Consider the following 25,288-nt stretch of genomic DNA (forward strand, 5'->3'; position numbering starts at 1 on the left):
TCCTCCTTTTTAGACATCTAAACCGCATAAATCGGCGATCAGTTCCACCGAGTGGCAGGCGATTCCGGGAGATTTCATGGCATCCACGTACTGCAGGATACAGGTGGGACAATTAGTCAGCACAAGATCGGGATCAGCTCTCTTAAGAGCTTTCTTTTTTGGCTCGAAGATATTCATGGAGTCTTTGTAATGAAAAACATTGAAAGTACCGGCAGAACCGCAACATTTATCAGAGTGCTCCATAGGGATATAGTTTACCAGCGGAAGGTTCCTGATCAGCTCGAGAGCGGAATCTACCCGCCCGGCTTCGCGCAAATGGCAGGGCTGATGGAAACTGATTTTTACCGGCATCTGTCCATGCTGGTCGAATTTCAGATCCACATGCCTGAGGATAAACTCAGAAATGTCATAGCATTTTGAAGCCACACTTCGCGCAATATCATAATGACGTTCACCTTTTTTGAACAGGCGCGGATATGACAACACCTCGCCCAGGCAGGTGGCGCATGAAAAAACGATATGTTTAAAGCGGTCGAGTGACTCGAGGTTGTAGATCGCGTGTTCGCGTTCATATTCGGAATATCCGTAGGTCTGCTGAGGCATCCCGCAACATTTTTGCTCCGGCAATGCCAGGTCGTACCCGTATTCCTCCAGTAGAGCTATCAGGGCGGATCCGGTGCGGGACTGAAGCAGGTTATCTGCACAGCCGTAGAAGTAAGCTACTTCATTACCGCTGGTTTCGGTCAAACGGGAGTACCTCTCGCGCAGGGACTTCTTTGCGATCCTGGGCAGATAACGCTTCGTATCGAGCTTGACCAGGGGCGAAGAAGCCAAGGACAACAGCGGTCTCATCAAGCGGTTATCCATCATGCGCAAGAACAGACCATTTAATTTTACCATATTCTCAAATTTTATCGGGTCGCGCATGCGGTTGAAGATACGATTGCCCCAGAAAGTACGGGTCTCTCCACGCCTGAAGGTAACATATTCAGAAACATCCACCCCCGCCGGGCATACCATGGCGCAGTTTTTGCAGTTCAGGCACCCGTCCAGTTCGCGCGCGCTTTTTGCGGCATTGAAATCTCCAGCGAGCATCACCCGCACCCAGCCCCGGGCCGACATATTCTCACAACCATTGACAGCGTAGCTGGGACAATACGCGTTGCATTTACCACAGGCGGCACATTCGCGCACAACTTTTTCGACGTCGATGTGGTCGATGAAGCTTTTCTTCGATACCAGCACATCCGGATTGGCGAGATGTTCCGGATCCAGAAGCTCTTTTATCCTGCCGAACAAGTTGTAGACCCTGTGGCCATACTGTTGTTCGATAACTTCTGCCCGCAGACGACCGTCACCATGCTCAGCGGTTGCCGACCCGCCCAATTCGAAAATTTTTTCATAGGTTTGATCGTAGATGTTCCGTGCCAGCTTCTGACCCTCCAGGGTGGAGAGGTTGATGGCCGGACGGACATGCAGGTTGCCGTCGCCGATATGACCAAAGATCCCGCAAGTCAGGTTGTTCCTTCGGAAGAGATCATTAAGAAACATAATAAATTCCGGCATATTCTCCGACGGTACAGCGGCATCCTCGATGAATCCCCAGGGGCGGGCTTCGCTGTCGAGACGATAGAGGGTCGGGACTATCGCCTTGCGGGCATCCCACAGGCTGGCCTGCCGCTTGGGATCGGTTTCGAACACAGGCTCACCGGAAAGTTCGTATTTACACAGGAAGCTTTTCAGGTTCTCCACGGTTTCATCAAAGGGCGGATCGTCAAACTCCACAATCAGCATCGCCTCGGCCGATGGTGGCAGATCGAAACGTTCACGGCCAATCAGGTCAAGCGTGTTACCATCGATCAATTCCAGGCCGGCCGGCTTGAGTTCGAGGAAATCGAGGGTAGCATGACCGACATCGGCCAGGTGCTTAAACAGAATCAGGCAGGTCATCTTCGATTTTGGTAACGGCAATAGCCTCAGCCTGGCGGAGATAAACAGCCCCAGGCTCCCCTCCGAGCCGACGAAAAGTTGCGGCAGGGCAAAGATCCCCTGCTCGAGTTTTTCCACCATCGTCTTGAGGTCATAACCACAAACATTTTTTTTGACGCGTGGGTATGATGCCAGGATTTCCTCCCGGTTGCCATCGATCAGTTTATAAATCTTCTCGAATTCAGGGTAGTTGTTAAACAAATCTTTGATCTCAGATGAGTCGAGTTTATAATCGCGGGCAGTAAACGGCCTTCCGTCAGGTAAAATCAGGTTTATCTCTTCAACGTATTCCCGCGTAGTGCCATATTTAACGGAGCGAGCACCGGAAGAATTATTGCCCAGCATTCCACCGATTTCGCAGGTATCGCCGGAGGAGGGATCTGGTGGAAAAAAGAGCTTTAACGGCGCCAGGTATCTATTTAACTTTTCGTAGACAATCCCGGATTGAACCTCGACGGTCTGCTTAAGGGTATCGCATCGAATGACACGGTTAAGACGGGATAAATCGATGATGACATCATCACCGACAGCACCACCGGCCAGTCCCGTTCCGGCCCCGCGGGGAGTTATGGAGTGACCGTTGGCAAGCAGTACCTTGACAGCTTCCTTCAGGCGTCTTTCCTCTTTGGGTATCAGTACCACCCGAGGATTCCCCCGATAGATCGAAGCGTCGGAAGCGTAAGCCTCAAGTACAGGTTGAGACGTGAGCACGTTATTCGTACCCAATAGACTCTTTAATCGGTTTATAACAGAAGTTTTCATATCAGATTATACGCACACCTACAGCGACATGATAAGCCGTAAACCTTCCAATTACAATATAATACGTTAACAAGTTTGTGAATGAAAGCTCAAACAATAGCTTGACACTAAACAGGTCAAAATATATATTATTTCCTTTGAGTCGCAGAGAACAGGAAGTCAAGAGACGGGATATCGCGAGTGGACGGCAGGTTTCCACAAATATATGCCGCACAACAAAATACAGGAGTGAAGGGTAAGTTGACATGAGATTTACCAAAGCTGAAGACTATGGATTGTATGGAGTTTTGTACCTTGCCGAGCAGGAGGACAACCGGATAGTACCTCTCTCGGAGATTTCACAATCACAGAATGTACCGGAAAAATTTCTTGCTAAAATCTTTCAGTCTCTTTCCCGGGCGGGAATAATAAAATCACACCGCGGCGTCAAAGGTGGTTTTACACTTGCTCGTTCACCTGAGGAGATTTCGGTCAGGGAACTGGTGGAAACAATCCAGGGACCATACTTTCTCTCGAAATGTGTCCATGATCATCGTGAATGTGATAAGAGCGATCATTGTCCGGTGCGGTATCTATTGCACCTGACTTTGAAATGTATCCACGACCAGTTTGACAAATACACGTTGGCTGACATGTTGAAATGGAAATCCGATCCTAATATAACTTCAGAGATTAATTCCAATTAAATCAATTTGCAGGGAAAGCAAGGTTAACAATTATGCCGATAAAATCCGACCGCTGGATACGCCGCATGGCTCGTGACGCCGAGATGATCAAACCGTTTTCATCCAAGCAGATACGCAGCAAAAAGATATCCTACGGGCTATCGTCATACGGCTATGATATTCGAGTATCCGACGAATTCATGATTTTCACGAATGTCAATTCCGACATAGTTGATCCCAAGAAATTTTCTGCCTCGATGCTCATGGAGGTCAAGGCCAAGTCTATTTTGATACCGCCCAACAGTTTCGCGCTGGCAAGGACGGTGGAATACTTCAAGATTCCGCGCAATGTGCTGACGCTTTGCCTGGGAAAATCGACATACGCGCGATGCGGTATCATCGTCAATGTGACCCCCTTCGAACCGGAATGGGAAGGTCATGCCACGCTGGAGATATCCAACACCACTCCCCTTCCGGCGAAAGTCTACGCCAATGAAGGAATTGCTCAAATTCTGTTTTTAGAGGCCGATGAAGTCTGTGAGGTCTCATACGGCGATAAAAAGGGGAAATATCAAAAACAGAGAAATATTACTCTTCCGCGAATATAATCTGCGTATATATTAGAAGTCTTAAAACGAACAATCAATTAATTAAAGGGAGATAAATAGATATGGCAGAAACAAAATTCCAGGAGACTGAAGAGGTTTCAAAGTCGAGTGCCAAGCGCAGAACGGTTACGATCGATGGTAACACAGCGGCCGCTTATGTCGCTCACGCTACCAACGAAGTCATAGCGATTTATCCTATCACACCGTCATCCAATATGGGTGAGATGGCCGATGCAAAATCAGCCGCGGGTGAGACCAATATCTGGGGCACAATTCCAAACGTGGTGGAGATGCAGTCAGAAGGCGGCGCTTCAGGCGCAGTCCACGGCGCGATCACCACCGGTTCATTGACAACGACTTTCACAGCTTCCCAGGGTCTGCTTCTGATGATTCCGAACATGTTTAAAATCGCCGGCGAATTGACCCCGACGGTATTTCATGTTTCGGCCCGCGCAGTTGCGACTCACGCGCTTTCGATTTTCGGCGATCACTCGGACGTCATGGCTACCCGTTCGACCGGATTCGGTCTGATGGCTTCCGGTTCGGTGCAGGAAGTTATGGACCTGGCACTGGTGGCACAGGCTTCCGCCCTCAAGAGCCAGGTGCCGTTTGTACATTTCTTTGACGGCTTCAGGACTTCTCATGAGGTTTCCAAGGTAGAGGAAATTTCGTTTAACGATATGCGCGCGCTTCTTCCCTATGAACTGATCAAGCGCCATAAGGACCGCGCTCTCAGCCCGGAACATCCTACTATCAAGGGCACTTCACAGAATCCGGATGTTTTCTTCGCGTCTCGTGAAACCGTTAACAAATATTACGCCGCCACTCCGGATATCGTCCAGGAACAGATGGACAAATTCAAGCAGGTCGTCGGCCGCGAATACAAACTTTTCCAGTACTATGGCGACCCTGAGGCTGAGCATGTAGTCATAATGATGGGTACCGGCTCTGAAACAACTCATGAAGTGGTCAATCATCTCAATCAGCAGGGCGAAAAAGTCGGCTTGATCAAAGTCAGGCTCTATCGCCCCTTCTCGATCAAGCATCTGGCTGAAGCTCTGCCATCTACTGTCAAAAAGATTGCCGTACTGGATCGCACCAAGGAGCCCGGTTCACTGGGCGAACCTCTCTATACCGATGTGCAGGCGGCTATTGACGAAGCTATGCTGGCCGGCTGGACCAAGTTCAAGAAACGCCCGCTGGTAGTCGGCGGCCGCTACGGCCTCGGCTCGGCGGAATACAATGCCGGTATGGCAAAGTCGGTCTTTGACAATCTCAAAAAAGACGAAACGTTGAATCATTTCTCGGTCGGTATCAAAGACGATGTCACCTTCCACAGCCTCGATTGGGACAACGATTTTGATATCGAGGGGGACGATGTCTTCCGGGGCTTGTTCTATGGTCTCGGTTCGGACGGCACTGTCGGTGCCAACAAGAACTCGATCAAGATCATCGGCGAGAACACCGACAATTACGCCCAGGGTTATTTCGTCTACGACTCCAAGAAGGCTGGTGCTGTCACGGTCTCTCATGTCCGTTTCGGACCTAACCCTATCCAGAGACCGTACCTGATTACGAAAGCTAAATTCGTCGCCTGTCACAACTTCTCATTTCTGGAAAAATACGACATGCTTTCCAACCTTGTTGAAGGCGGAACGTTCCTGTTAAACAGCCCGTATAGCGCCAACGAAGTCTGGGACAAGATGCCGAAGGAAGTCCAGAAGCAGATCATAGATAAAAAGTTAGACTTCTATGTCATTGATGGTATCCACCTGGCCAAGGAACTCGGCCTCGGGTCCCGTATCAACATGATCATGCAGACCGCTTTCTTCGCGATTTCTGAAATCCTCCCGAAAGACAGGGCGGTCGAAGAGATCAAGAAAGCAATCAAGAAGACATACGGTCGCAAGGGCGAAAAGATCGTGCAGATGAACTACGACGCGGTCGATACGGCCTTGAAGAATTATCATAAAGTCGATTATCCAAACAAGGTCACCAGCGAAATCAGCATGCCCCCGATCGTTCCGGATCACGCTCCGGAGTTTGTCAAGAATGTCACTGCTGAAATCATTGCAGGCCGTGGAGATAAGCTTCCGGTCTCGGCGTTTCCCGATGACGGCTCTTATCCGACCGCGACCACGCAGTACGAGAAGCGCAATATCGCGGTCGATATTCCGGTCTGGGAACCGGATATCTGCACCCAGTGTGGATTCTGTTCATTTGTCTGTCCGCATGCTACGATTCGTCCGAAGATCTATGATCCAAAATATCTGGATGACGCACCCGAGGGCTGGAAATCAGTCGATGCCAAAGGCGGTAAAAACGTCAAGGGCATGAAGTACACGCTCCAGGTCGCCCCGGAAGATTGCACTGGATGCCAGCTCTGTGTCGAGGTCTGCCCCGCGCATGAGAAAGATGCCGACGGTAACAAGACCGGCCGCAGGGCGGTCAATATGGAATTCCAGCCCCCGCTTCGTGAACGTGAACGCGAGAACTGGGAGTACTTCCTGACGATTCCTGAAACCGATCCGGAGAGGTACAAAATTACTACGGTAAAAGGCAGTCAGTTCGTGCGACCCTTGTTCGAATTCTCCGGGGCATGTGCCGGATGCGGTGAGACGCCGTATGTCAAGCTGGTCTCCCAGCTGTTCGGAGATCGTGCATTGATGGGTAACGCCACCGGATGTTCCTCGATTTACGGCGGTAACCTTCCGACCACGCCTTTTGCTCAGCGCGATGACGGCCGTGGACCGGCCTGGTCGAATTCTTTGTTCGAAGACAACGCTGAGTTCGCGTTCGGTATGCGCCTGACTGTCGACAAGATGACTGAGTTCGCTCTTGAACTCTTACGCAAGGTTGTCCCCGAAGCTTATGATGAGATCGCGAACGCAGACCAGTCGACTCCGATGGGTATCGAGCTCCAGCGTGAGAGAGTGGAAAACCTCAAGAAGAAACTAAAAGGCATGGATACCGACAGCGCTCAGTCACTGCATACCGTGGCCGACTACCTGGTCAAGAAGTCTGTCTGGGCGATCGGTGGAGACGGATGGGCGTACGATATCGGCTATGGCGGTCTCGATCATGTGATGGCCTCCGGCCGTGATGTCAACGTCCTGGTACTGGATACGGAAGTTTATTCCAACACCGGCGGTCAGATGTCAAAGGCGACACCGCGTGGGGCTACCGCACAGTTCGCCGCGGCGGGTCGTCCCTCGATGAAAAAGGATCTGGGGATGATGATGATGGCTTACGGCGATGTCTATGTCGCTCAGGTAGCGATGGGAGCCAGTCTCAACCAGACAATCAAGGCATTTGTGGAAGCCGAGTCCTACAATGGACCGTCGATCATCATCGCCTACTCTCACTGTATCGCGCACGGGTTCAACATGATCAAAGGGCTCGATGAACAGCAGAAGGCTGTCGATTCGGGACACTGGATTCTCTATCGATACAATCCAGCCCTTGCCCATGAAGGTAAAAATCCGCTTCAGCTCGATTCCAAAGAGCCGAAGATTCCGTACGAAGAATACGCTTATTCCGAAAACCGCTGGCGTTCGCTGAAGGCGATCAATCCGGATCGCGCGGCCGCACTTATGAAGCTGGCTCAGCAGGATGCCAAGCGTCGCTGGAATATCTACAAACAGATGTCGGAAATGGATTACACTTTCGCAAAAGTGAGTGAATAAGAATATATTAATTCAAAAAAGGCAGTCTCGACGAGACTGCCTTTTTTGTTGTCTGCCAACAGGTTAAAATCAGATTGACTTCGGCCGAAAAATGTTATATAGTCAAAAAATCGGCAACTCGAGAGGGTTCGATTGTATAAATGAAAAACGAAAGGACTGCAGATGAAGAACAAGAGACTGGTAAGATTTTCAGGACTGATTTTACTTTCAGCTTTTATTCTAACGACCTTCATGTTCACCACAGCTGATTCGCAATCGAAATCCGATGGCAAGATAGCATTTATCAGAAATGATGACGTCTGGTTGATGAATGCCGACGGCACCGGGCAACGCCCCTGGGTGGCCGGCATTGCTAATGCTAAAGGCCGTTTGACATGGTCGCCAGATGGCGAGAAGCTCGCCTTTGCCAGGCAGGGTAAAGTCGACATTAAATATCCGGGCGGAGGTGGCGGTTACCATTACCTGTATGATCTCTTCTATGCCTACACAGACAGCATTGGCACAAGCGATAATTTTTACATGGGTTTTACCAACAATCTCGGTTCACAATCTCCGGACTGGTCCGCGAATGGTGATTTGATCTGCTTCATCTTTGATTACATGGCAAATAATGTGGATGCTACCATGATGGATTACGCGGTAGGCTTGTACAATACCAGTACACTGGAAAGCCATTACCTCGAGCTACCCGAGGACACACTTGATTTCATGCCCTTGATGCCCTGTATATCTCCTGATGGAGGCGAGGTCTGTTTCGTGCTCGCCGTACTCGACAATATGCAGTTGAAGAAAAAAGGTTTGGTGATAACTCCCAGCGATGAAATTGCGATGACATCCGGAGAACTGCTCGAAATGGCCCAAAAGACCGGCGATGCGAGTTCGCCGGCGTGGTCTCCCGATGGAAAGAAGATCGCTTTTCTGAAAACTGATGGAGTATATGTCTGCGACAACAAACTCGAAAATACTCGTCTGGTCACAAAACCTGAGGAGGGTTTGTGGCTGACCGGCAATCCGACCTGGTCACCCGACTCCAAAAAGCTGGCGTTTTCGACCTCCAACGGCTCGATCTACACGGTTAACCTGGATGGTTCCGGGATGAAGCGCATCTCCGGACCGGGATCGGATATCAATCCAGCCTGGTCGCATTAGATAAATTTGACTGTATTTGAAGCCGCTCAAAATCGGGTGGCTTTTTTTATTTCCAGTTGCGCAAGAACTCCAGAATCAGCCTGACACCGTAGCCGGAAGAGCCTTTCGGTTTATATGCTCCCCCCTTGTATTCGACATCGAGAGCGGCCATGTCGATATGAGCCCAGGGGAAATCACCGGTGAAGTTATTAAGAAAAGCGGCGGCGGTACAGGTTCCGGCCGGTCGTCCGCCTGTATTTTTAATATCCGCGATAGAAGACTTAATCTGCTCCTGGTAATCCTTCCAGAGAGGCATCTCCCAGATCCTCTCCCCCGAATTATCGGCAGCCTGGTTAAACTGTTTGCGCAGTTTATCGTTATTGACAAAAAACGCGGCGGCGGCAAATCCGAGAGCGATTTTGGCCGCTCCGGTCAAAGTCGCCACGTCAATGATGGCGGCCGGTTTCAGCCTGTGCGAATACGCCAGCGCGTCAGCAAGTATCAAGCGACCCTCGGCATCAGTATTGAGCACTTCCACAGTGACACCATTTAACGCAGTCAATACATCGCCCGGCTTGTATGCAGACCCCGAGGGCAGATTCTCGGTAGTCGGAACCAGCGCCACCAGGTTGACCGGAAGCTTCAGCTGGGCGGCAGAAGCGATCGAGGCTATCACGCAGGCGGCACCGCCCATGTCACCTTTCATCTCGTCCATGTTAGCTGCAGGTTTGATCGAGATTCCACCTGAATCAAAAGTTATCCCCTTACCTACCAGGCAAACCGGTTTCTGGGGAGCCCGCGGACCCTTGTAGCTCATGATGATGAAATGCACCGGTTTATCAGACCCGGCATTGACCGCCAGCAGGCAGTTCATCTTGAGACGAGCGATCTGCGCCTCCGATAACACCTTGCACTGGAACTTATACTGTTTGGCGAGGTTGCGACAAACCCGCGCCATCTCCTGCGGGGTAAGATAGTTTGATGGATGCCCGATCAGTTCGCGCGAGAGATTCTGGCCCCAGCCTGCTATCCTGCCGGTTTTTATGCCATCTTCAAACGAAGGTTTGTTGGTCTTTTGCGGAGCAATCAAAACGATCCGTTCAGGCCATTTGCTCCTCTGCTTAGCATCCTTGTAACGCGTATATTCATAAGAGCCGAGAACTATACCCTCGACAATCGACTGTGACATGGCCGAATGATCTTTATCCATATTGAACTTATCCGGGATCAGCAAACTGACAGTTTTGAACTTGCGGTTTTTTAGAGCGGTAATCATGTTACCGCCGAAAACACGCAGGCTTTCACGATCGATTTGCTTAACAGAACCTGCTCCGCAAATCAACAGCATATCGGTGTTTTTGATGGAATCATCCTGAAGGTACACCGTCTCGCCCGCTTTGCCACTCAAGACTCCCCTTGAGACCATAGACTTTACGCGATTTTCAATATTTTTGGGCAGGGCCTTGAGATGTTGATTGCTTCTGGCATCATCGGAAAACAGCGGGATTACCATGCAGTCCGACTTCAGCCTGGCAGGTGCCTGGGTATGTGATTTAAATTGCATCATTCCTCCGACTATATCTTTATTGTTATTTTCAAATCCTGAATACCAGACATTTAAGATAATCGAAAAGAACGTGATTACAATATTAAATTGCGGGGGAGTAAATCAGAATGAATCGAGAATAAAAATGATCAACTCATCTGGCGTTGCTTCATGGTCTTCATACGCCGTTCGATGTTATCATCGATATTGATAGCACTGGAATGCACGTAGAAGTTGGCATCTTCCAGATCCGTCAGAGACTTCAGCTCTTCCAGCACAGCCAGAATCTTAGTCAGTGAGGAATCGATTACGTCGAGGGCCGGTCCGAGCTTATTTTGAGTATCCGAGACCATTCCCTCCTGCATCAGGCGCGCAATTAGCTGGATCCTCCCGGAGATCACCGTAGCGGCGTTATTGAGATAGTGAGAAAGCGTTGCCACGGCGATGTTTTTGGATTTCATTGCACCCAGCTTGCGTTCTTCCTCGATTATCCGGCGTGAGAGATCCTGGCGCTGTCTGAATAGATTCTCGATGGTTACATAGGTTTGCATCAACTGCTTATTGGCTTTTTCCAGAAGTTTAATCGGATCGCCGCACTCTATACCGAGATGCTCCGCGGCCTGGAAAGTCTCCTGGAAAATCTTTTCATTTACTTCCGACAGCATCTCCTGGGTCACCTCAAGAGATTGAGCCAGGGCGTTAATGTCCTGAATCGACTGCTCCAGAATCCTGCCGGAAGCCGAAAAGAAATGACGATTGAGCAGATTTGCTAAAGCGACGATACGATCCAGTCCGTCGTAATTATCATATTGCTTGTAATTGATGATTCTATGATGATTGCCAATCGCATTCTGCAAAGTGGAGGGCAGTTGCCAGCGCCTGCTTATCAGGTAACCTATTTCAGCATGATCGGTATCAAACGCCTCGCGCTCCATCTCTACCAGCGGCAACCCGGAATCATGTTTGTCGAGAATCTCGAGATACTCCTTCGGTGCGGCCTTGAGCATAAATATCATACCGATATCGTGAAGCAGACCGGCGGTAAAGGCTTCCTCCGATTTGGTAGCACCGGTCATCTCGGCCAGATACTTGGCAGAGATCGCGGTACTCAAAAAATGTGTATACAGACCTTGTATATCAAAGGTGAACTTTTCTTTAGATTGTTTGGGTGGAGTAAAGATGGCGATTGACAATGCCAGGCATTTGACCATAGATGCCCCGAGAACAACAACAGCCCGATTGACTGTCGAGATCTCCGCGCTCTGGCGATAATATGTCGAGTTTGCCATCCGCAGAATGTGAGCAGTCAGGCCGGGATCCTTGGAGATCACCGAAGCTATCGCCTTGGCTGACCAGTCATCACCCTCAACTGCCTGGAGAACCTCCAGAAGAGTCTGCGGGAGACTAAAAACTTCATCGACTTTTTCCAGGCGGGAAAGCAGATCTAATTTAGGCATAAGCTACCTTGTTTCCAGTGTTCAGTATTTCTATCGGTAGAAAAACAGCATTGTTTATCAGGGAAACCGATAATAGGGGACAAATGATTAGAATTTCAGAAATAGTGTCATCAGATGATTCAAGATGCCGGCAGGTGTTTTTTTACGGCCGCCTTGATCATCTCGCCCAGCTGTTCCATTCTGAAAGGCTTGGACAGGATGTAGTCAGCGAGATCGTCGGGAGCTTTGCGCTGGGCTTCTTCAATCCCCCATCCGGAGATAATTATAACCGGGATTTCCGGGTTTTTACGGCGTATACGACGGGCGACCTCCCAGCCGTCGAGATCGGGAAGTCCCAGATCGGTAATCAACAGGTCATAGTGATTACGTTCATAAGCTTGAAGACCGCTGGTACCATCAGGGAAAATATCATAAGCATAGCCTAATTCACTCAGCATACTCGACAGCAGGTCACGGATCATTTCCTGGTCGTCGATAGCCAGCACCGACATTTTATCCGGTCTCACGGTGCGACGTTTACGAACTGCCGGCAGTCGGGGAAATCTCAAAACCAGTACTCGACCACGACCATCCAAATCGTCAAAACAATAGCTGATATCGTCATCTCGTGCGACTTCGCGGTCAGGGAACTCTTTCAACGGCAGGTACCTGTAACTCTCGATGTCGATAGCCACATCGCCCAAAACGGTTTCACTGACGACGAAAAATATCCCCCGATCAGTATCTAAAAGCCTGATGGACAATTCTTCTTCGGGTTGCCATTTCTTTCTGACATAGTTAAACAAACTGCTGAACAAGGAACGTACTTTGTTGTCATCGAGCGGGGTAATCGCCTCGCTTTCGGGCAGGCAATCGAAATAGAGATCTGGATGGTCCCTGAGACCGATACGGTTGCGATGATTATCTGACATGTTTTGGGTCATCGACTTGAGTACGGAATCGATCGATGACCTGGGTGGCGCGGCCTCTTCGATTATCTCGGTGCGTTCCTGCAGTTTCTGGATCAGCCGGCCGGCACGGAAAGCTTCATCGGCGATCTTGTCGAGGTTTAAAAGCACCTGGTGTTTGTTCTCGAGATCTTCGTTTTTCATACCGAAAGCCAGCAACTGGGCATTACCCAAAATTCCGGTCAGGATATTGTTGACATAGTTCAACTCCTCCATCTCTTCAGTTTTGAGCTTAACTCCCGGCAGTTTTTTGAGTTCGTAATGCTCCATTCTGTTCAGGGCAAGTTTGAGCGCCTGGTCGATAACCGGCCAGACTGACTTGAGCCCGACTTTACCGAGTGGATTTTCAGGCACCGTCAAAAAGAGGTTATAGCGACTGGCAGATATATTCAATGGCAGAAGATACAACCTCTGGTTTTCAGCCTGCCTGAATTCAGCTATCAGGCTCTTGAGCTCGGTACTCCTTGAGTCGGCCACGAGGCTGTCGAATAGATTCGTGTCTTCCAAAAGCATCAGGTCGTCTGACATGAACAAGCGCACCATCCGGCGCGAATCGAAATTGTAGGTACGCCCGGTCAGCGGACAGTTTTTGCTGTCGAGTACAGCCTTGAATGAATAATTCCCGGCCTCCAGGTTGACTTTTGCCAAAAGCCCGTTTTTTACGTCTATGCCGAACCAGGTCATGCACTTCTGGAGGACCTCGAGCAGTTTATCATGGGAACGTATATCCTCGAACTCCGCCGGTACACGAGTCAGGCGGGACAGTTGCGTACCGTGTTCGTTCGTTTTGACCAAAAGATCGAAAATGCGCAGGTAGATTTTAATCGCCTCTATATCAGCAGACTCGAAATCCGGATAATCGACACCACAGTACATTACTGTCACGAAAGCATTGGCTGAACCCGGCGCCGACGGCAATACCATAGTCTTGAATGCCCCTTCCGGAGTGTCGGAGCGGATAATCAGCGATTTTTTATTGCGTATCGACTTGTAATAATGATCCGTGAGATCATGGGGAAGGTCAGGCTGTGTTCCCATGGTAACAAGCGTATGAAGACCGTTGCTTTCGATCTTAAAAATCCGTGCCGCCTCGGCATTAAAGCGATTCGCGAAAATGCGTAAAAGTGATTGCATCGATTTACCCAGATCACGGGTATTATTGAGCGCACCCAGGGCTTTACGCGCAAACTCTCCGCTCTTTCTAAATTCCTCATATCTGCCCTGGTAATCTCGAAGGTCACGCTCCATCCGAAACGAGGCTACAGCCGGACCGATAATGTTAGCGGCTGAAACCGCCAGTTGCATCCTGCGACGGTCGAAGAAATATTCGCGTTCCGAGAATAAAGCGATCACTCCGGTCACACCTCCACGCGAAATCAAGGGGATTGCAATCAAGGACTTGCAGGATGAACCCGCAAGCATCTGAGAGGTTGTCCGATCTGCATCGGAAACATTCCCGATCGACTGCGGTCTCCCGGATGACTGCGCGCGATAGAACAGGCTGGATGGACTGTCGATGAGTTCTAAACTTTTCTCAAGCTCTCGGGGAAGATCCTGATGAACCGCAAGAATCAATTTTTGCTGGTTGGGATTGTGGATAAACACCGCGCCATAATCAGCTGAGGTCTCCTCGACGATCTGCCTGACGGAGAAATTAAGGAGCTCGATAAGGGTAACCGCCTGGTTAGCGCTGTCATGGATCGAGTCGAGAAATTCGAGACGGTCCTTTTTTTCAAGATCCCGTGCCCGGTTATTTATCAGTTTTTTAAACGAGAAAAATACCGCTATCAAAACAACAAGCCACCCGCTAATCCTGAGGGCTATGGAGGTAATTGAAATAATCTCGACTGCACGCGGGACAATCATTGTGGAGATAACCTCGTAACTCATTAATGCCGAGACTATATCAACCACGAAGACGACCAGAAAACCAGCCATCATCCAGCCGGTATGTCTTATGCCCGCTTCATGCAGACGGCCTGAAATCGAGACTGTCACAATCGCGAAAACCATCGCGATAAAAGCCTCTATGAAATAATACGCCGTATCCATACAGCTACCCCCGAATTCTCTCACCGATTAACGTCGTATATGTTGAATCTACTATCTTTGCTTTAACCAGATTTCCGATAGAACCGGCAGTTTGTCTGACAACGCAATTCAACCCACCTTCGTTTTTACCCAGGCCGTCAGCTTCGTCATGACGCGCGCTCTTTTCGATCAGCACCTCCTGGACCGAACCGACCCGGGAAGCCATGCGCTTCTCGGAAATGCTTTTCTGCGTATCGATCAATTCCTCCAGTCGGGACAGCTTCTCCGTTTCGGGGACATCGTCTTTGAAACCGGCCGCTTTCGTTGTCTCCCGCACCGAATAACGAAACATGAATGCGGAATCATACTCGAGCTTGCGGACAGCTTCGAGAGTGCGCTCAAAATCAACGCGAGTTTCGCCGGGAAAGCCGACAATGATATCAGTTGTCAGGACCACATCGGGAATCATTTTCTTCAAAAGCTCAACTTTTCCGGCGTAATCTTCGATTGTGTACCTGCGGTTCATGCGTTTTAAAACCGGATTGGATCCGGACTGAAGCGGAAGGTGAATCCCGGAACAAATACGATCAGATGAAGCCATGATCTCGATCAACTCTTCCGAGAAGTCCCTGGGATGAGAGGTCAAGAACCTGATCCTGGGAACTTCGGTATTTTGCAGAATCATTTTCAGCAACGCTACGAAATCGAGCTGTTCATGACGGTACGAATTGACGTTCTGCCCCAGAAGCCAGATCTCACGTACCCCGGATTGTTCCAGTTGATTGACTTCCGCGATTATATTTTCGGGAGCTCGACAGCGTTCACGTCCGCGTACATGAGGCACGATACAGTAAGTACAGAAGTTGTTACAGCCCCTCATTATCGTGACATACTCCGACAGACTGCTTCGGCCTTCCAGCGCCGGGAATTCGATTTGATCGTCGATTCCAGAGGTATCGACTACCGGTGAATCGAGTTCTTCTGCCACCAGTTCGGCCAGCTGAGTAAAGCGTGTGGTTCCCAGCACAAAACGAACATTCGGGTTGGCATCAAGCAACCGATCTCCCATCCTCTGAGCCATACATCCAATTACAGCGACCTGCCTGGGATGGCCGTTGGAGGTTATACTGCGAATCCTTCCGAGGGCACGCTCCTCCGCCTTATGGCGTACCGAGCATGTGTTCAGTATCACCAGATCAGCATCCTCTTCCCTGTCGGCTCTGACAAGCCCGCGGGAATTCAGCAATCGCTCAACCAGATGCGAATCATACTCGTTCATCTGACATCCATATGTCTCGAGATAGTACTTTTTCATATCCGTTACTCACCCGGGAAGTAAAATGCGAGATTCAGATTCCGAAAACGGACCTGAATGAACAGCCGTTAGCCCTTTTTATCCTGTTTCAAGATAATGTAAACACCGATAATAATTAACACCAGCGGCCAGAACCATTTCCAGAAACCGCCCTCGAGCACTCCAAGATTATTCAGTAATATCAGTGCACCAATCAGTATAAGTAAAAGCCCGGGAAACATAAAGAAAAGATAAGGCTTTTTATACCGGCGGCAAATACTTTTTACACCATAGAAATATAAAAAGCGCGACCGAGTAAGCCGCGCTTACATATAGTCCAGGCATTAATTGTACATTCTAACAATCTCCCGGAGCCAGTCCGCCGGCGAAAGCGAAGTTGATGATGTAAACAGCGTCGGACACGTCAACACTCGCGTCACAATTGGCATCACCGACCTCGAGCACAGGAACAGGATCCGGTCCGCCCACGAATGCGTAGTTGATAATGTAAACAGCGTCAGATACATCGATATTGCCGTCGTTATTGGCATCGCCGATCAGCAGTGTGCCGGTCTCGACAAAAATCTCGAAATTCATATCATCGGAAAGCTGGGGATCACTGTCGTCGGTGGCAGAAACAGTAAATGTAAACATCCCGCTTTCGAGCGCATTTCCGGTAAGCTGACCTTCATTGTCGATTTCCAGTCCATCGGGCAAGCTTCCAGCCACAATCTGGACATCATACGGCGGAGTACCACCCTTGATCAGCACCGTATCGACATAGTTCTGGTACTGAACCGCGCTGTCGACCGGAATATCGAGCACCCGCAGGCCGTAGTTTTCAACAAGCGCGTCCCGCAGGATCCAGCTGTCCTTGTCGACATAGACCTGGTAAGGATGATAGGGTTGATCTTCGAGATAGAATACGAAGTCCTGTTCACGCTGGTCATTGAACACTGTTTCGACAATCGATGGTCCGCCAGAGTTTATCGTGATTTCAACCGGCATGTCGAATACCTGCGGGCTGGTGGTCTGAGTCTGCCTCAGGTGCAGGTAAAACATATAATCACCGGGATTGACTTCCTCGTAGACATAGGAGAAACGATACTTGGGATAGTACTCTCCCCAGATCCAGTCCTGGAAGAATTCATGCAGGCGATCATCACCGGAAACATCGATACACAAATCACGAAATTCAACAGTAGTGATATCACCCCACTTATAACGAGGGTCATCATAATATGTATGAATGATTTCGAAGAATGCTGAATCTCCCACGAAATTCCTGAGCATATGTAATACCCATGCGCCCTTGTCATATACACGGCTGGTAAAGATCGACCAGACCTGGGTAGTATCCTGACACCAGATCGTCCCCCCCTGGGTATAACGCATATTGTTCATGTAATCGCGATAGAATGCCCAGCCCTCAGTCGCTTCGACCCACAGAGCTTCGGTATAGGTAGCAAAGCCTTCGTTCATCCAGATCTCGTGCCAGTTTTCGCAGGTTATCATGTCTCCCCACCACTGGTGAGCGAGCTCATGCACAATTATGCTTTCATAGTAGGCATTGGAAGACATGGAGGTATTAGTCTGATGCTCCATCGCCCCGCCCCAGTCGAAATGAAGCATGCCATATTTCTCACCCACAAATGGGTATTCGCCGAAAAGACCCGCCAGCGTATCGATCATATCGACTGTAACCGGATAGTATGTCTCGGAAAGAGTCTGGTCTTCCGGATAGACGAAGAAATCGACCGGCATGCTGTCACCCGCCTCGGATATGTACCATTCACGCCATTGGTAGTAATTGGTTACCCCGATAGCGACCAGGTATGTCGTAATCGGGTAATTGTGATCCCAGTGCGTGGTTTTGGTACCATCGCCATTGTCAACTATGCTGTTTATCAGACCGTTCGAGGCACATACGAAATTGTCCGGATGAGTTATGATAATATCGACCGAGTCGGCTTTATCTGAGGGATTATCCTTGCATGGCCACCAGGTACGGGCGAAATAAGGTTCGGACAGCGTAGTGGCAACATCGACACCCCCATGGGTGCCAAAGGCGAAAGCCTGGAAACCGCCTTCAGTCGGATGGCCATTGTAGTAGACATAGAATTCGAACGTCTGAGCGCTGTCATAAGTCTGGTCGAGAGTAATCGTAATGATATCATTGGAATGAGTATAGGACAAACTCGTGGCGCCGGTGGTAACCGAATCGACCGTCATGTTGTCATATAGATCGATTTCCACTGTTGACAGCCCCTCAACCAGGCTCGCCCCCATAGTTTTAACATAACCGTCGAGTATTTCGGTGCTGAAATTGATATCGAAACTGATCTCGTAATAGAGCGCATCCCATTGCCATTGTGACAAAAACGACTTGGTCAGCATCTCCTGCTGTTGAGCCTCTCGAGCTTTCTGAAGGCGCAGGGCTTTGCCGTGGCGACAGAAATCATGAGTGGTCCTGATCATATCGCTCAATTCCTCGGGTGTAAGATCTTTGAGATCCTCGACAATCAGGTCTTTCCCGCTGATGCTTTCAAAAAACTCACGGGCATCAGCCGGACTCTCCGCTTTAGCCGTCGAAAATCCCGCCAGAATGACAAGTGCCAGTAAAGCACTAAGAAGCTTAAATCGCACGCGATCCTCCAATTCATATATGTTTTCGGAATTTACAATCTCATTCTCCGCATACAGGCTCGAGAGGTAAAAAAAGAAGCTCACATACAGAGTAGTCAGCCACAGAAATATAAGATAAAAGCACTGTTTGTCAACCGCAAATCAGCTTGCCCTGTTCCCCTATATTCCTATAAGCCATTTATATAACAGGGCTTACGTCGACCCTGTTCCCTCAATTGCGCAAAATCGATACAAAAAAAGACGGGCAGAGATTATCTGCCCGCCCCAAATATCTATAAGATTATACCGTTACGGAATAATGAACGGATCGTAAGTACATGGCGTCGGCCCCCCGCCAAACGAATAGTTCAGGATATAAACCGCATCGGATACATCGACCATCCTGTCGCAGTTGCAGTCACCCGCCCATTCACGCGGAATCGGCTTGGGATAACCTGCCGCGAAAGCGTAGTAGATTACATAGACAGCGTCGGTAACATTGATGTTTCCATCGCAATTAGCATCACCAAACTGGGCGATATAGACGTTGAATTCGACAACCACGGAATCATTTACAGAACCGGGCGCATGGATCACGAATTCACCCGGGGTAATTCCCAGAGGCAAACCGGCGCCGACCACGTTAGTATTCACCTCCTGGAAATTCGTACCGGAATCAGGTTCGAAGGTCATCCAGGGATACGGATCGGTAATATACCAGTCCATACAGCCGGAAACAGCGTTATTGATAATCAGCGTGGGGTTAACCGTCAGGCCGACATCACCCGCCAGGAAGATAAACGCCAGCGAGTCGACACTGACATCCAGTTCGGTCGGATCGGTCGGGCTGTTGACGGTAAACGAGACTTCCACATAGTCAGGAGGTGTCAGCGACCAGGTGGAGACGACCTTGATAGTATCTGTATAGGTTCCCGGAGCAAGACCGGACTCATCGACAGACACCTCGACAAGCGCGTTGTTGGGGCCTGAACTCGGGTCCGGAACAAGCCAGTCAGCATCCCATTCCAGCGTCCAGTCAAGGCTCTCGATACCGTTGTTCTGGATTTCGAAAGTCTGGCTCGGGATCGGTGGTATATTCTGACACTGTACTCCACTGAAACTGAGCTGATCACCGATAACTTCGAGTTCCGGAGGCCACTGCATAACCCACAGTTGAACCGGGATTTCATACGGGCCGCCGGTGCCGTTGGTGGAAGTCACAACGATCGTGTCGTAGTGGAAGCCCTGGTTCATCCCGATCGTCTCGAAACTGACCACGACTTCTTCAACACCCATGGTCGATCCGGTTGAGGGCTGGAAAGATATCCATTCGTTAGTGGCAGTGATATCAAAGTTAAGAGAGCCACCACCGCCATTTATTATCTTTAAAATGCGGTCATAGGGATTCTGGGTAATCGAACCACCTACCTGGTAAGACAGCGGTTCAACCTCCAGAACAGGGAAAGCACTGATAACTTCGAGTACAACTTCGGCATACTGAGGCGAATTGGTAGCATTCGGATCGCTGACGACGATCGTGTCGTAATAAGTTCCGAATGTCAACCCGGTGATATCAACCATCAGGTCGACAGCATCGCCGGGACCACCGCTGTAAGCGGACAGGCTCAGCCACATACTTGAATTCGTGGCGGTCCATGAGAGCGTACCGCCACCGACATCATTGACCACCAACGTCTGAATATCCGGATTGGCGGAATCCTGCAATGCCAGGAAGTAGAACTCATCCGGTACCAGCTCGATCTCCGGAAGAGGCTCATTGACAGTAAACGTAACTGTCGCGTACTGTGGATCATTGGTAGCATTTGGATCAGAAACCATTATTGAGTCGGTATATACGCCAGCCGATAAGCCCGCCAGGTTTACATAGACTCCCGGATTTGATGGCGCCATCCCGCTGGAAGGACTGACATTCAACCAGCCAGCATCCCAGGAAGCATCCCAGAACAGGTCACCTTCACCTACATTCGTAATATTCAGTACCTGCGGTTGCGGATTTGGATCACCAATCGTGGCCTCAAAAGCGAAAGTTTCGGGTGAAAGCTCGATAGTCGGCTGGGGCGGGATACCTTCACCAACTGTAATCTCACCTGCGATAAATTGCGGTTTCAAAGACGTTCCATCAAGGTTTGTCAAAATAAATGGCGCGGCCGGAGGTACAAATCCGGAATCGATAGTAATCACCTGGTCCGGCGCACCGGCATCGAGGGTGAACCAGAGCTTAGCCAGCAGGCTGTCACCCGGAACGATACCAACAGGCTCCATAAGCTTGACACCGACAACGATCAGGCGATTGCTGTCGGGATCGATGACATGCTGAATGATAGCGAGATGTTCCATTGACCCGCCATCGACAGTAATTGAATCGATATCGATATCGTCGGAATCATAATACATACCGAGTGATGTGGCTGCCAGTTCCTCATCATTGAAAAGTGTCACCTCGACCGGAAATGCGATTGGATTAAAAGGATCCGGGTCTATCTGCAGTGATTCGACCCTGACCGTGTCCGGAATTCCCGGATCATCGGCCATAGCCGGCAAAGCCAGCCATAAAAAGATTAAAAATACCATTGAAAAAATAAGTGCTTTCCCATGCATTGCTACACCTCCTGCATAAAAACTTCCATGTAAAAAAGTGGTCCACTTCGCCTGTAATTATATTCTGGAAAGGAAACCCAGGTATTTACACCTGTTAAGTAAAATATGATCCGGTAGTAATATGGAAATTAGGAATATATTTGTCAAGTTATATTTGGGTTAGCAATAAACGGACCGCTCAAGAAACCTAAAGCAGATGTTTACAGGTGGCGCGCAAGGCTATGCAGTGAAACGGTTTTGATCAATTACTCCTTGCGCGTACGTCGGGAATTTTTACGTTTGCGCTTTTTGGCTTGAAGCACCTTGCGCTTTTGAGCCTGCTCTTCCTCTTTGATCTTTTCGACCTCATGGTAAAGCAGTTTTTCAAGGGAATGATCGGTCAGCTCAAAATCCATCAGGGCGTGCTCGAAAACTTCGTCCAGTTTTTCGACCAGGATGAACTCCATATCTTCAAGTATCTGCTGTGGCATTTCCTTGATATCTTTTTCGTTGTCACGGGGCAGAATTACCTTGAAGATACCTGCCCGATGAGCGGCGGCGATTTTTTCTTTTATTCCCGAAACCGCCAGGACTTTACCGCGCAATGAGACCTCGCCGGTTAGTGCTATATCATTGGCGATCGGCCGATCGGACATCAAAGAAGCGATCACGGTAGAAATAGTCACTCCAGCCGAGGGACCATCCTTGGGAATCGCACCTGAAGGGAAATGAATGTGAATATCATAGTTTACGAAATCGTTGTAGTCGATGCCGAGCATCTCCGCGCGAGCACGTACATAGGAATGCGATGCCTGGATCGACTCTTTCATGACTTCGCCCAGTGATCCGGTGAAGATAACCCCACCCGCACCACGCATCTTGATACCCTCGATCAGCATAATATCCCCGCCCGAGCCTGTCCATGCCAGGCCGTTGGCGACGCCGATTTCGGGGTTGCTCTCGATCATTTCAGGGATGTAGACCGGGGGACCGAGGTAAGTCTCGAGATTTTTAATCGTAATTCGAATTTTGCGCTTACGTTTGTTGACCGCCAGCTGACGTGAAACCTTGCGGCAGATCAACTCGATCTCGCGTTTGAAACCGATCAAGCCGGATTCAAGCGTGTAGTGACGGATTATCCGGCGCAGGGCTTCGGCTGTAAAAGTAAGGGTGCCTTCTTTTAAGTTGTGAGCACGACAGAGCTTTGGAATGATGAATTTCTGACCGATCTCGATCTTTTCAGAATCGATATAGCCAGTGAATTCGATCACCTCCATCCGCTCAGTAAGCGGTGCAGGGATCTCGTCCAATGCTTCCACGGTGGTGATGAAAATCGCCCGTGAGAGATCGAACGGCAAACCGACATAGGCATCGATAAATGACTTATTCTGCTTCGGATCAAGAATTTCAAGCATCGCCAGAGGCAGTGACATACTGCTCGAATACATCGACATCTTATCGATATCATCGACGATCACGACCGGATTGGCACTCTTCCTTTCAACCAGCGCGCGCATGACATTACCCGGCATCGCCCCCAGGAAAGTACGCATATCGCCTTTGATATCCTCGACCAGCGAAATCCCTGCGGCATTGATTGTAATCACCTCGCGTCCCAACGCCCGCGCGATTGCATTGGCCAGAGAACTCTTACCGGTACCGGGAGGGCCACACAGGCACAAGATTGGACTGCGTATCTGCGCGGTCAGCTTGCGCACCACGAGATATTCAATGATGCGGTCTTTGATCCGGCGAGGGCCGTAATATTCGCGATCGATCAAATCTTCTATCTTTTTTAGATTATCCTCATCTTCGGTACACTTGTTCCATGGCAGGCTCAAAAGAAGCTCGATATAGCCCTTGGTTGCGCCATATTCAGCGGAAGCTATCGACAGTAGTTTCATGCGCTCGATCTCGAGGTTAATCCTGTCCTTGACATAGGACGGAAGACTCACCATGTTGTCCAGCTTATCCTTAAAGTAACGGATTAAGCGTTCCTCGGGATCTTCTTCTCCCAGTTCACGATGGATCTGCTTCAACTGCTCCCGCAAAAACAGTTCGCGACGGCTTTTGCTGATCGATTGCTTAACTTTCGTATCCAATTCCGCCTGGATTTCGAGGGTCTTAATTTCATCCTCAATAGCCTTCTTAAGAATCGACATCCGCTCGACGGGATTGGGAGCTTCCAGGATGCTCTGCTTAATTGCCAGAGGTACATGCAGGTTGGAGACGATACAGTCACAGAAATATCCCGGTTCACGGGTTGACTTTTCCGCGATATTCAGTATTTCACCCGAATACGAGGGATCAGCGAGGGTCAGCTGTTTTAACTGGGTGACGATTTCGGAATAAACCTGGCGCGGAATTTTGCTTTGTGTCTTAGTTTCCCCGATATCTTCATAATATGCTATAAAATAAGGTTCCTCGAGTATAAAACGATCGACTTTGACACGCTTGACGCCTTCGAACGTTACACTCAGGATATCATCGGAGATCTTGTTGATTTTGACTATTCGGGAGAGCATCCCAACCGGATAGACATCATCGACACCTGCTTCCTCCGGTTGCTCCGGTTTTTTTATCAATACCAGGATGATTTCACGACCGCCGTCCTGGTTATCGAGAATCAGATTTAGTGACCGGCGACGGTTGATCTGAAAAGTACCGATACATTTTGGATAAAGTACCTGTGTGCGAACCGGAAGTACCGGGAGCGCGTCTTTTTTTTGATTTTCCTGCATAATCCCCTGAAATCTATTCGGATGACCTTGCCCGGATTGACCACCGGAATTCAGCCTTTTGTATCACCTGAGCATTATCGTCCGCTTCATGTTTCCGGACCTGATGAATGTTCCTACTCATTTGTTATCGGAAAGTTTGTAGAACTGGCAAGCCCGACTGCCTAAAAATTCCAGATTTCAGGCAAATTTGTCGTGATTTATCAAGCACAGGCCTTGATAGTTTCAAGCTGGTTGATAAGCTCCTTGATTTCGAAGTCCGGCAGACGACGCAGGTTTTCAAAATTGAACGATATCTGGTTCGGTTCCAGGTTGAGACGGTAGAATCCGCTACGATTATTTTCGAGAACCTTACGGTCGCGATTCAGTCCGAGTTCTTTCTTGAGGTTGTAAATATAACGCGCCTGGTTAAATCCGGGTTCGAGATCCTCTTTGTGAAGCCAACCGGATTTATCGGTCAATCGGGCGCAGGCCAGCTTGGCTAAGTATTTGAAGCTCTTTAAAGTCAACGGGAAGCGACGACGCGCGAACCTGACCGTAAGACGGTCGCGGTTGTATTCGGCTTCAAAAAACAGTTCATGATCTCCCCTCAGGTTCATATTATCCTCCTCACTTTCGAGTGATTTTTTATTCTGATCCAGTTTCTCTCTCAATTTTGAGGTTTTATCAATCCCTATCAAAAGTTCGAGCTGATCAGCGGGAAATGTCATCAAGCCGGAGCGGTTGTAGATCTTTCGCGAATAGAGAAGCATTAGCTCCGCCCTGTTTAAAATATTGCCCGCGATTTTGAACAATGGTCGTAAATGATAGGGCAATCCGTTCTGGAGAGCGAATGCGAGACGGCGAAAAAACCTGTGCAAGTATCGCGGTCCCCGGATGACCCTGCTGATTGCGGCCAGGCTCTCGGCCAGCCAGGAAGCGGTCTCGGAGACATTTAGAATAGCCCCCGTCATGATCCGGAAACGCATCTCCAGATCATCGAGAGCCTCGCCCCGACACCATCGCAGAAGCGCACCGCAGATGATAATCCGTGACAGCGCGTTTTTGTCGCAAAGTTCCGGACGTGAATAGACCTGCTCGAGGCTAAATCCTTCAACCAGACCATGTGATTTCAAATCATCCTGAATCTGCTTCAGCCTGACATCCTCAAGCCGACCATGTACACTGAAACGAGCACGATCGGTCATCTCACCGGAAGTGACCAGCTCATACAG

At 49.4% G+C, this 25,288-nt stretch carries 12 protein-coding genes; 4 read left to right on the forward strand and 8 right to left on the reverse strand.

Annotated features, from left to right (window positions below; translation table 11 throughout):
• Positions 1-9: 9 nt before the first annotated feature.
• Positions 10-2,751 carry an FAD-binding protein gene (locus GF404_03720; protein ID MBD3381288.1) on the reverse strand — a complete coding sequence of 914 codons (2,742 nt, stop codon included), beginning with the start codon at positions 2,749-2,751 and terminating at the stop codon, positions 10-12.
• A 245-nt stretch (positions 2,752-2,996) separates the two neighbouring features.
• Here GF404_03720 and GF404_03725 point away from each other — a divergent pair, with 245 nt between their 5' ends.
• The 4 genes from GF404_03725 to GF404_03740 all read left to right on the forward strand — a co-directional run bounded on the left by GF404_03725 (position 2,997) and on the right by GF404_03740 (position 8,859).
• Positions 2,997-3,437 (forward strand): Rrf2 family transcriptional regulator, encoded by a 441-nt coding sequence (locus tag GF404_03725; protein MBD3381289.1) that lies wholly within the window; start codon positions 2,997-2,999, stop codon positions 3,435-3,437.
• Positions 3,438-3,469: 32 nt separating this feature from the next.
• The gene (locus GF404_03730) at positions 3,470-4,024 is read left to right on the forward strand and encodes a dCTP deaminase (GenBank protein MBD3381290.1); all 555 of its coding nucleotides are present in this window, start codon (positions 3,470-3,472) and stop codon (positions 4,022-4,024) included.
• Between the two features lie 62 nt (positions 4,025-4,086).
• Complete coding sequence (gene nifJ / locus GF404_03735) at positions 4,087-7,710, forward strand: pyruvate:ferredoxin (flavodoxin) oxidoreductase (GenBank protein ID MBD3381291.1); 3,624 nt, start codon at positions 4,087-4,089, stop codon at positions 7,708-7,710.
• Positions 7,711-7,872: 162 nt separating this feature from the next.
• Positions 7,873-8,859 carry a hypothetical protein gene (locus GF404_03740; GenBank protein ID MBD3381292.1) on the forward strand — a complete coding sequence of 329 codons (987 nt, stop codon included), beginning with the start codon at positions 7,873-7,875 and terminating at the stop codon, positions 8,857-8,859.
• Between the two features lie 46 nt (positions 8,860-8,905).
• On the opposite strand, the gene GF404_03745 is transcribed toward GF404_03740, so the two are convergent.
• From GF404_03745 to lon, 7 genes are all read right to left on the reverse strand, one after another.
• A complete protein-coding gene (locus GF404_03745) occupies positions 8,906-10,405 on the reverse strand; it encodes a leucyl aminopeptidase (protein MBD3381293.1) in 1,500 nt (499 codons plus the stop codon).
• Positions 10,406-10,533: 128 nt separating this feature from the next.
• Positions 10,534-11,841: an HDOD domain-containing protein gene (locus tag GF404_03750; protein ID MBD3381294.1), complete on the reverse strand. Its 1,308-nt coding sequence runs from the start codon at positions 11,839-11,841 to the stop codon at positions 10,534-10,536.
• A 119-nt stretch (positions 11,842-11,960) separates the two neighbouring features.
• Positions 11,961-14,840: a response regulator gene (locus GF404_03755; protein MBD3381295.1), complete on the reverse strand. Its 2,880-nt coding sequence runs from the start codon at positions 14,838-14,840 to the stop codon at positions 11,961-11,963.
• A gap of 4 nt (positions 14,841-14,844) precedes the next feature.
• Positions 14,845-16,134: a tRNA (N6-isopentenyl adenosine(37)-C2)-methylthiotransferase MiaB gene (miaB, locus tag GF404_03760; GenBank protein MBD3381296.1), complete on the reverse strand. Its 1,290-nt coding sequence runs from the start codon at positions 16,132-16,134 to the stop codon at positions 14,845-14,847.
• A 336-nt stretch (positions 16,135-16,470) separates the two neighbouring features.
• The gene (locus GF404_03765) at positions 16,471-18,759 is read right to left on the reverse strand and encodes a hypothetical protein (protein ID MBD3381297.1); all 2,289 of its coding nucleotides are present in this window, start codon (positions 18,757-18,759) and stop codon (positions 16,471-16,473) included.
• 288 nt (positions 18,760-19,047) lie between these two features.
• On the reverse strand, positions 19,048-21,357 hold the full coding sequence (locus tag GF404_03770) for a hypothetical protein (GenBank protein ID MBD3381298.1): 2,310 nt from the start codon (positions 21,355-21,357) through the stop codon (positions 19,048-19,050).
• A 245-nt stretch (positions 21,358-21,602) separates the two neighbouring features.
• The gene (lon, locus tag GF404_03775; protein MBD3381299.1) at positions 21,603-24,077 is read right to left on the reverse strand and encodes an endopeptidase La; all 2,475 of its coding nucleotides are present in this window, start codon (positions 24,075-24,077) and stop codon (positions 21,603-21,605) included.
• Between the last annotated feature and the right edge of the window lie 1,211 nt (positions 24,078-25,288).

The organism is Candidatus Zixiibacteriota bacterium (assembly GCA_014728145.1).
Lineage (GTDB): Bacteria > Zixibacteria > MSB-5A5 > JAABVY01 > JAABVY01 > WJMC01.

What these genes read in the sequence shown, in the direction of transcription:
- nifJ (MBD3381291.1), top strand. Translation starts at nt 4,087, where the DNA reads ATGGCAGAAACAAAATTCCAGGAGACTGAAGAGGTTTCAAAGTCGAGT.
- GF404_03720 (MBD3381288.1), bottom strand. Translation starts at nt 2,751, where the DNA reads ATGAAAACTTCTGTTATAAACCGATTAAAGAGTCTATTGGGTACGAAT.
- GF404_03745 (MBD3381293.1), bottom strand. Translation starts at nt 10,405, where the DNA reads ATGATGCAATTTAAATCACATACCCAGGCACCTGCCAGGCTGAAGTCG.
- GF404_03740 (MBD3381292.1), top strand. Translation starts at nt 7,873, where the DNA reads ATGAAGAACAAGAGACTGGTAAGATTTTCAGGACTGATTTTACTTTCA.
- miaB (MBD3381296.1), bottom strand. Translation starts at nt 16,134, where the DNA reads ATGAAAAAGTACTATCTCGAGACATATGGATGTCAGATGAACGAGTAT.
- GF404_03770 (MBD3381298.1), bottom strand. Translation starts at nt 21,357, where the DNA reads ATGCATGGGAAAGCACTTATTTTTTCAATGGTATTTTTAATCTTTTTA.
- GF404_03755 (MBD3381295.1), bottom strand. Translation starts at nt 14,840, where the DNA reads ATGGATACGGCGTATTATTTCATAGAGGCTTTTATCGCGATGGTTTTC.
- GF404_03725 (MBD3381289.1), top strand. Translation starts at nt 2,997, where the DNA reads ATGAGATTTACCAAAGCTGAAGACTATGGATTGTATGGAGTTTTGTAC.
- GF404_03730 (MBD3381290.1), top strand. Translation starts at nt 3,470, where the DNA reads ATGCCGATAAAATCCGACCGCTGGATACGCCGCATGGCTCGTGACGCC.
- lon (MBD3381299.1), bottom strand. Translation starts at nt 24,077, where the DNA reads ATGCAGGAAAATCAAAAAAAAGACGCGCTCCCGGTACTTCCGGTTCGC.
- GF404_03750 (MBD3381294.1), bottom strand. Translation starts at nt 11,841, where the DNA reads ATGCCTAAATTAGATCTGCTTTCCCGCCTGGAAAAAGTCGATGAAGTT.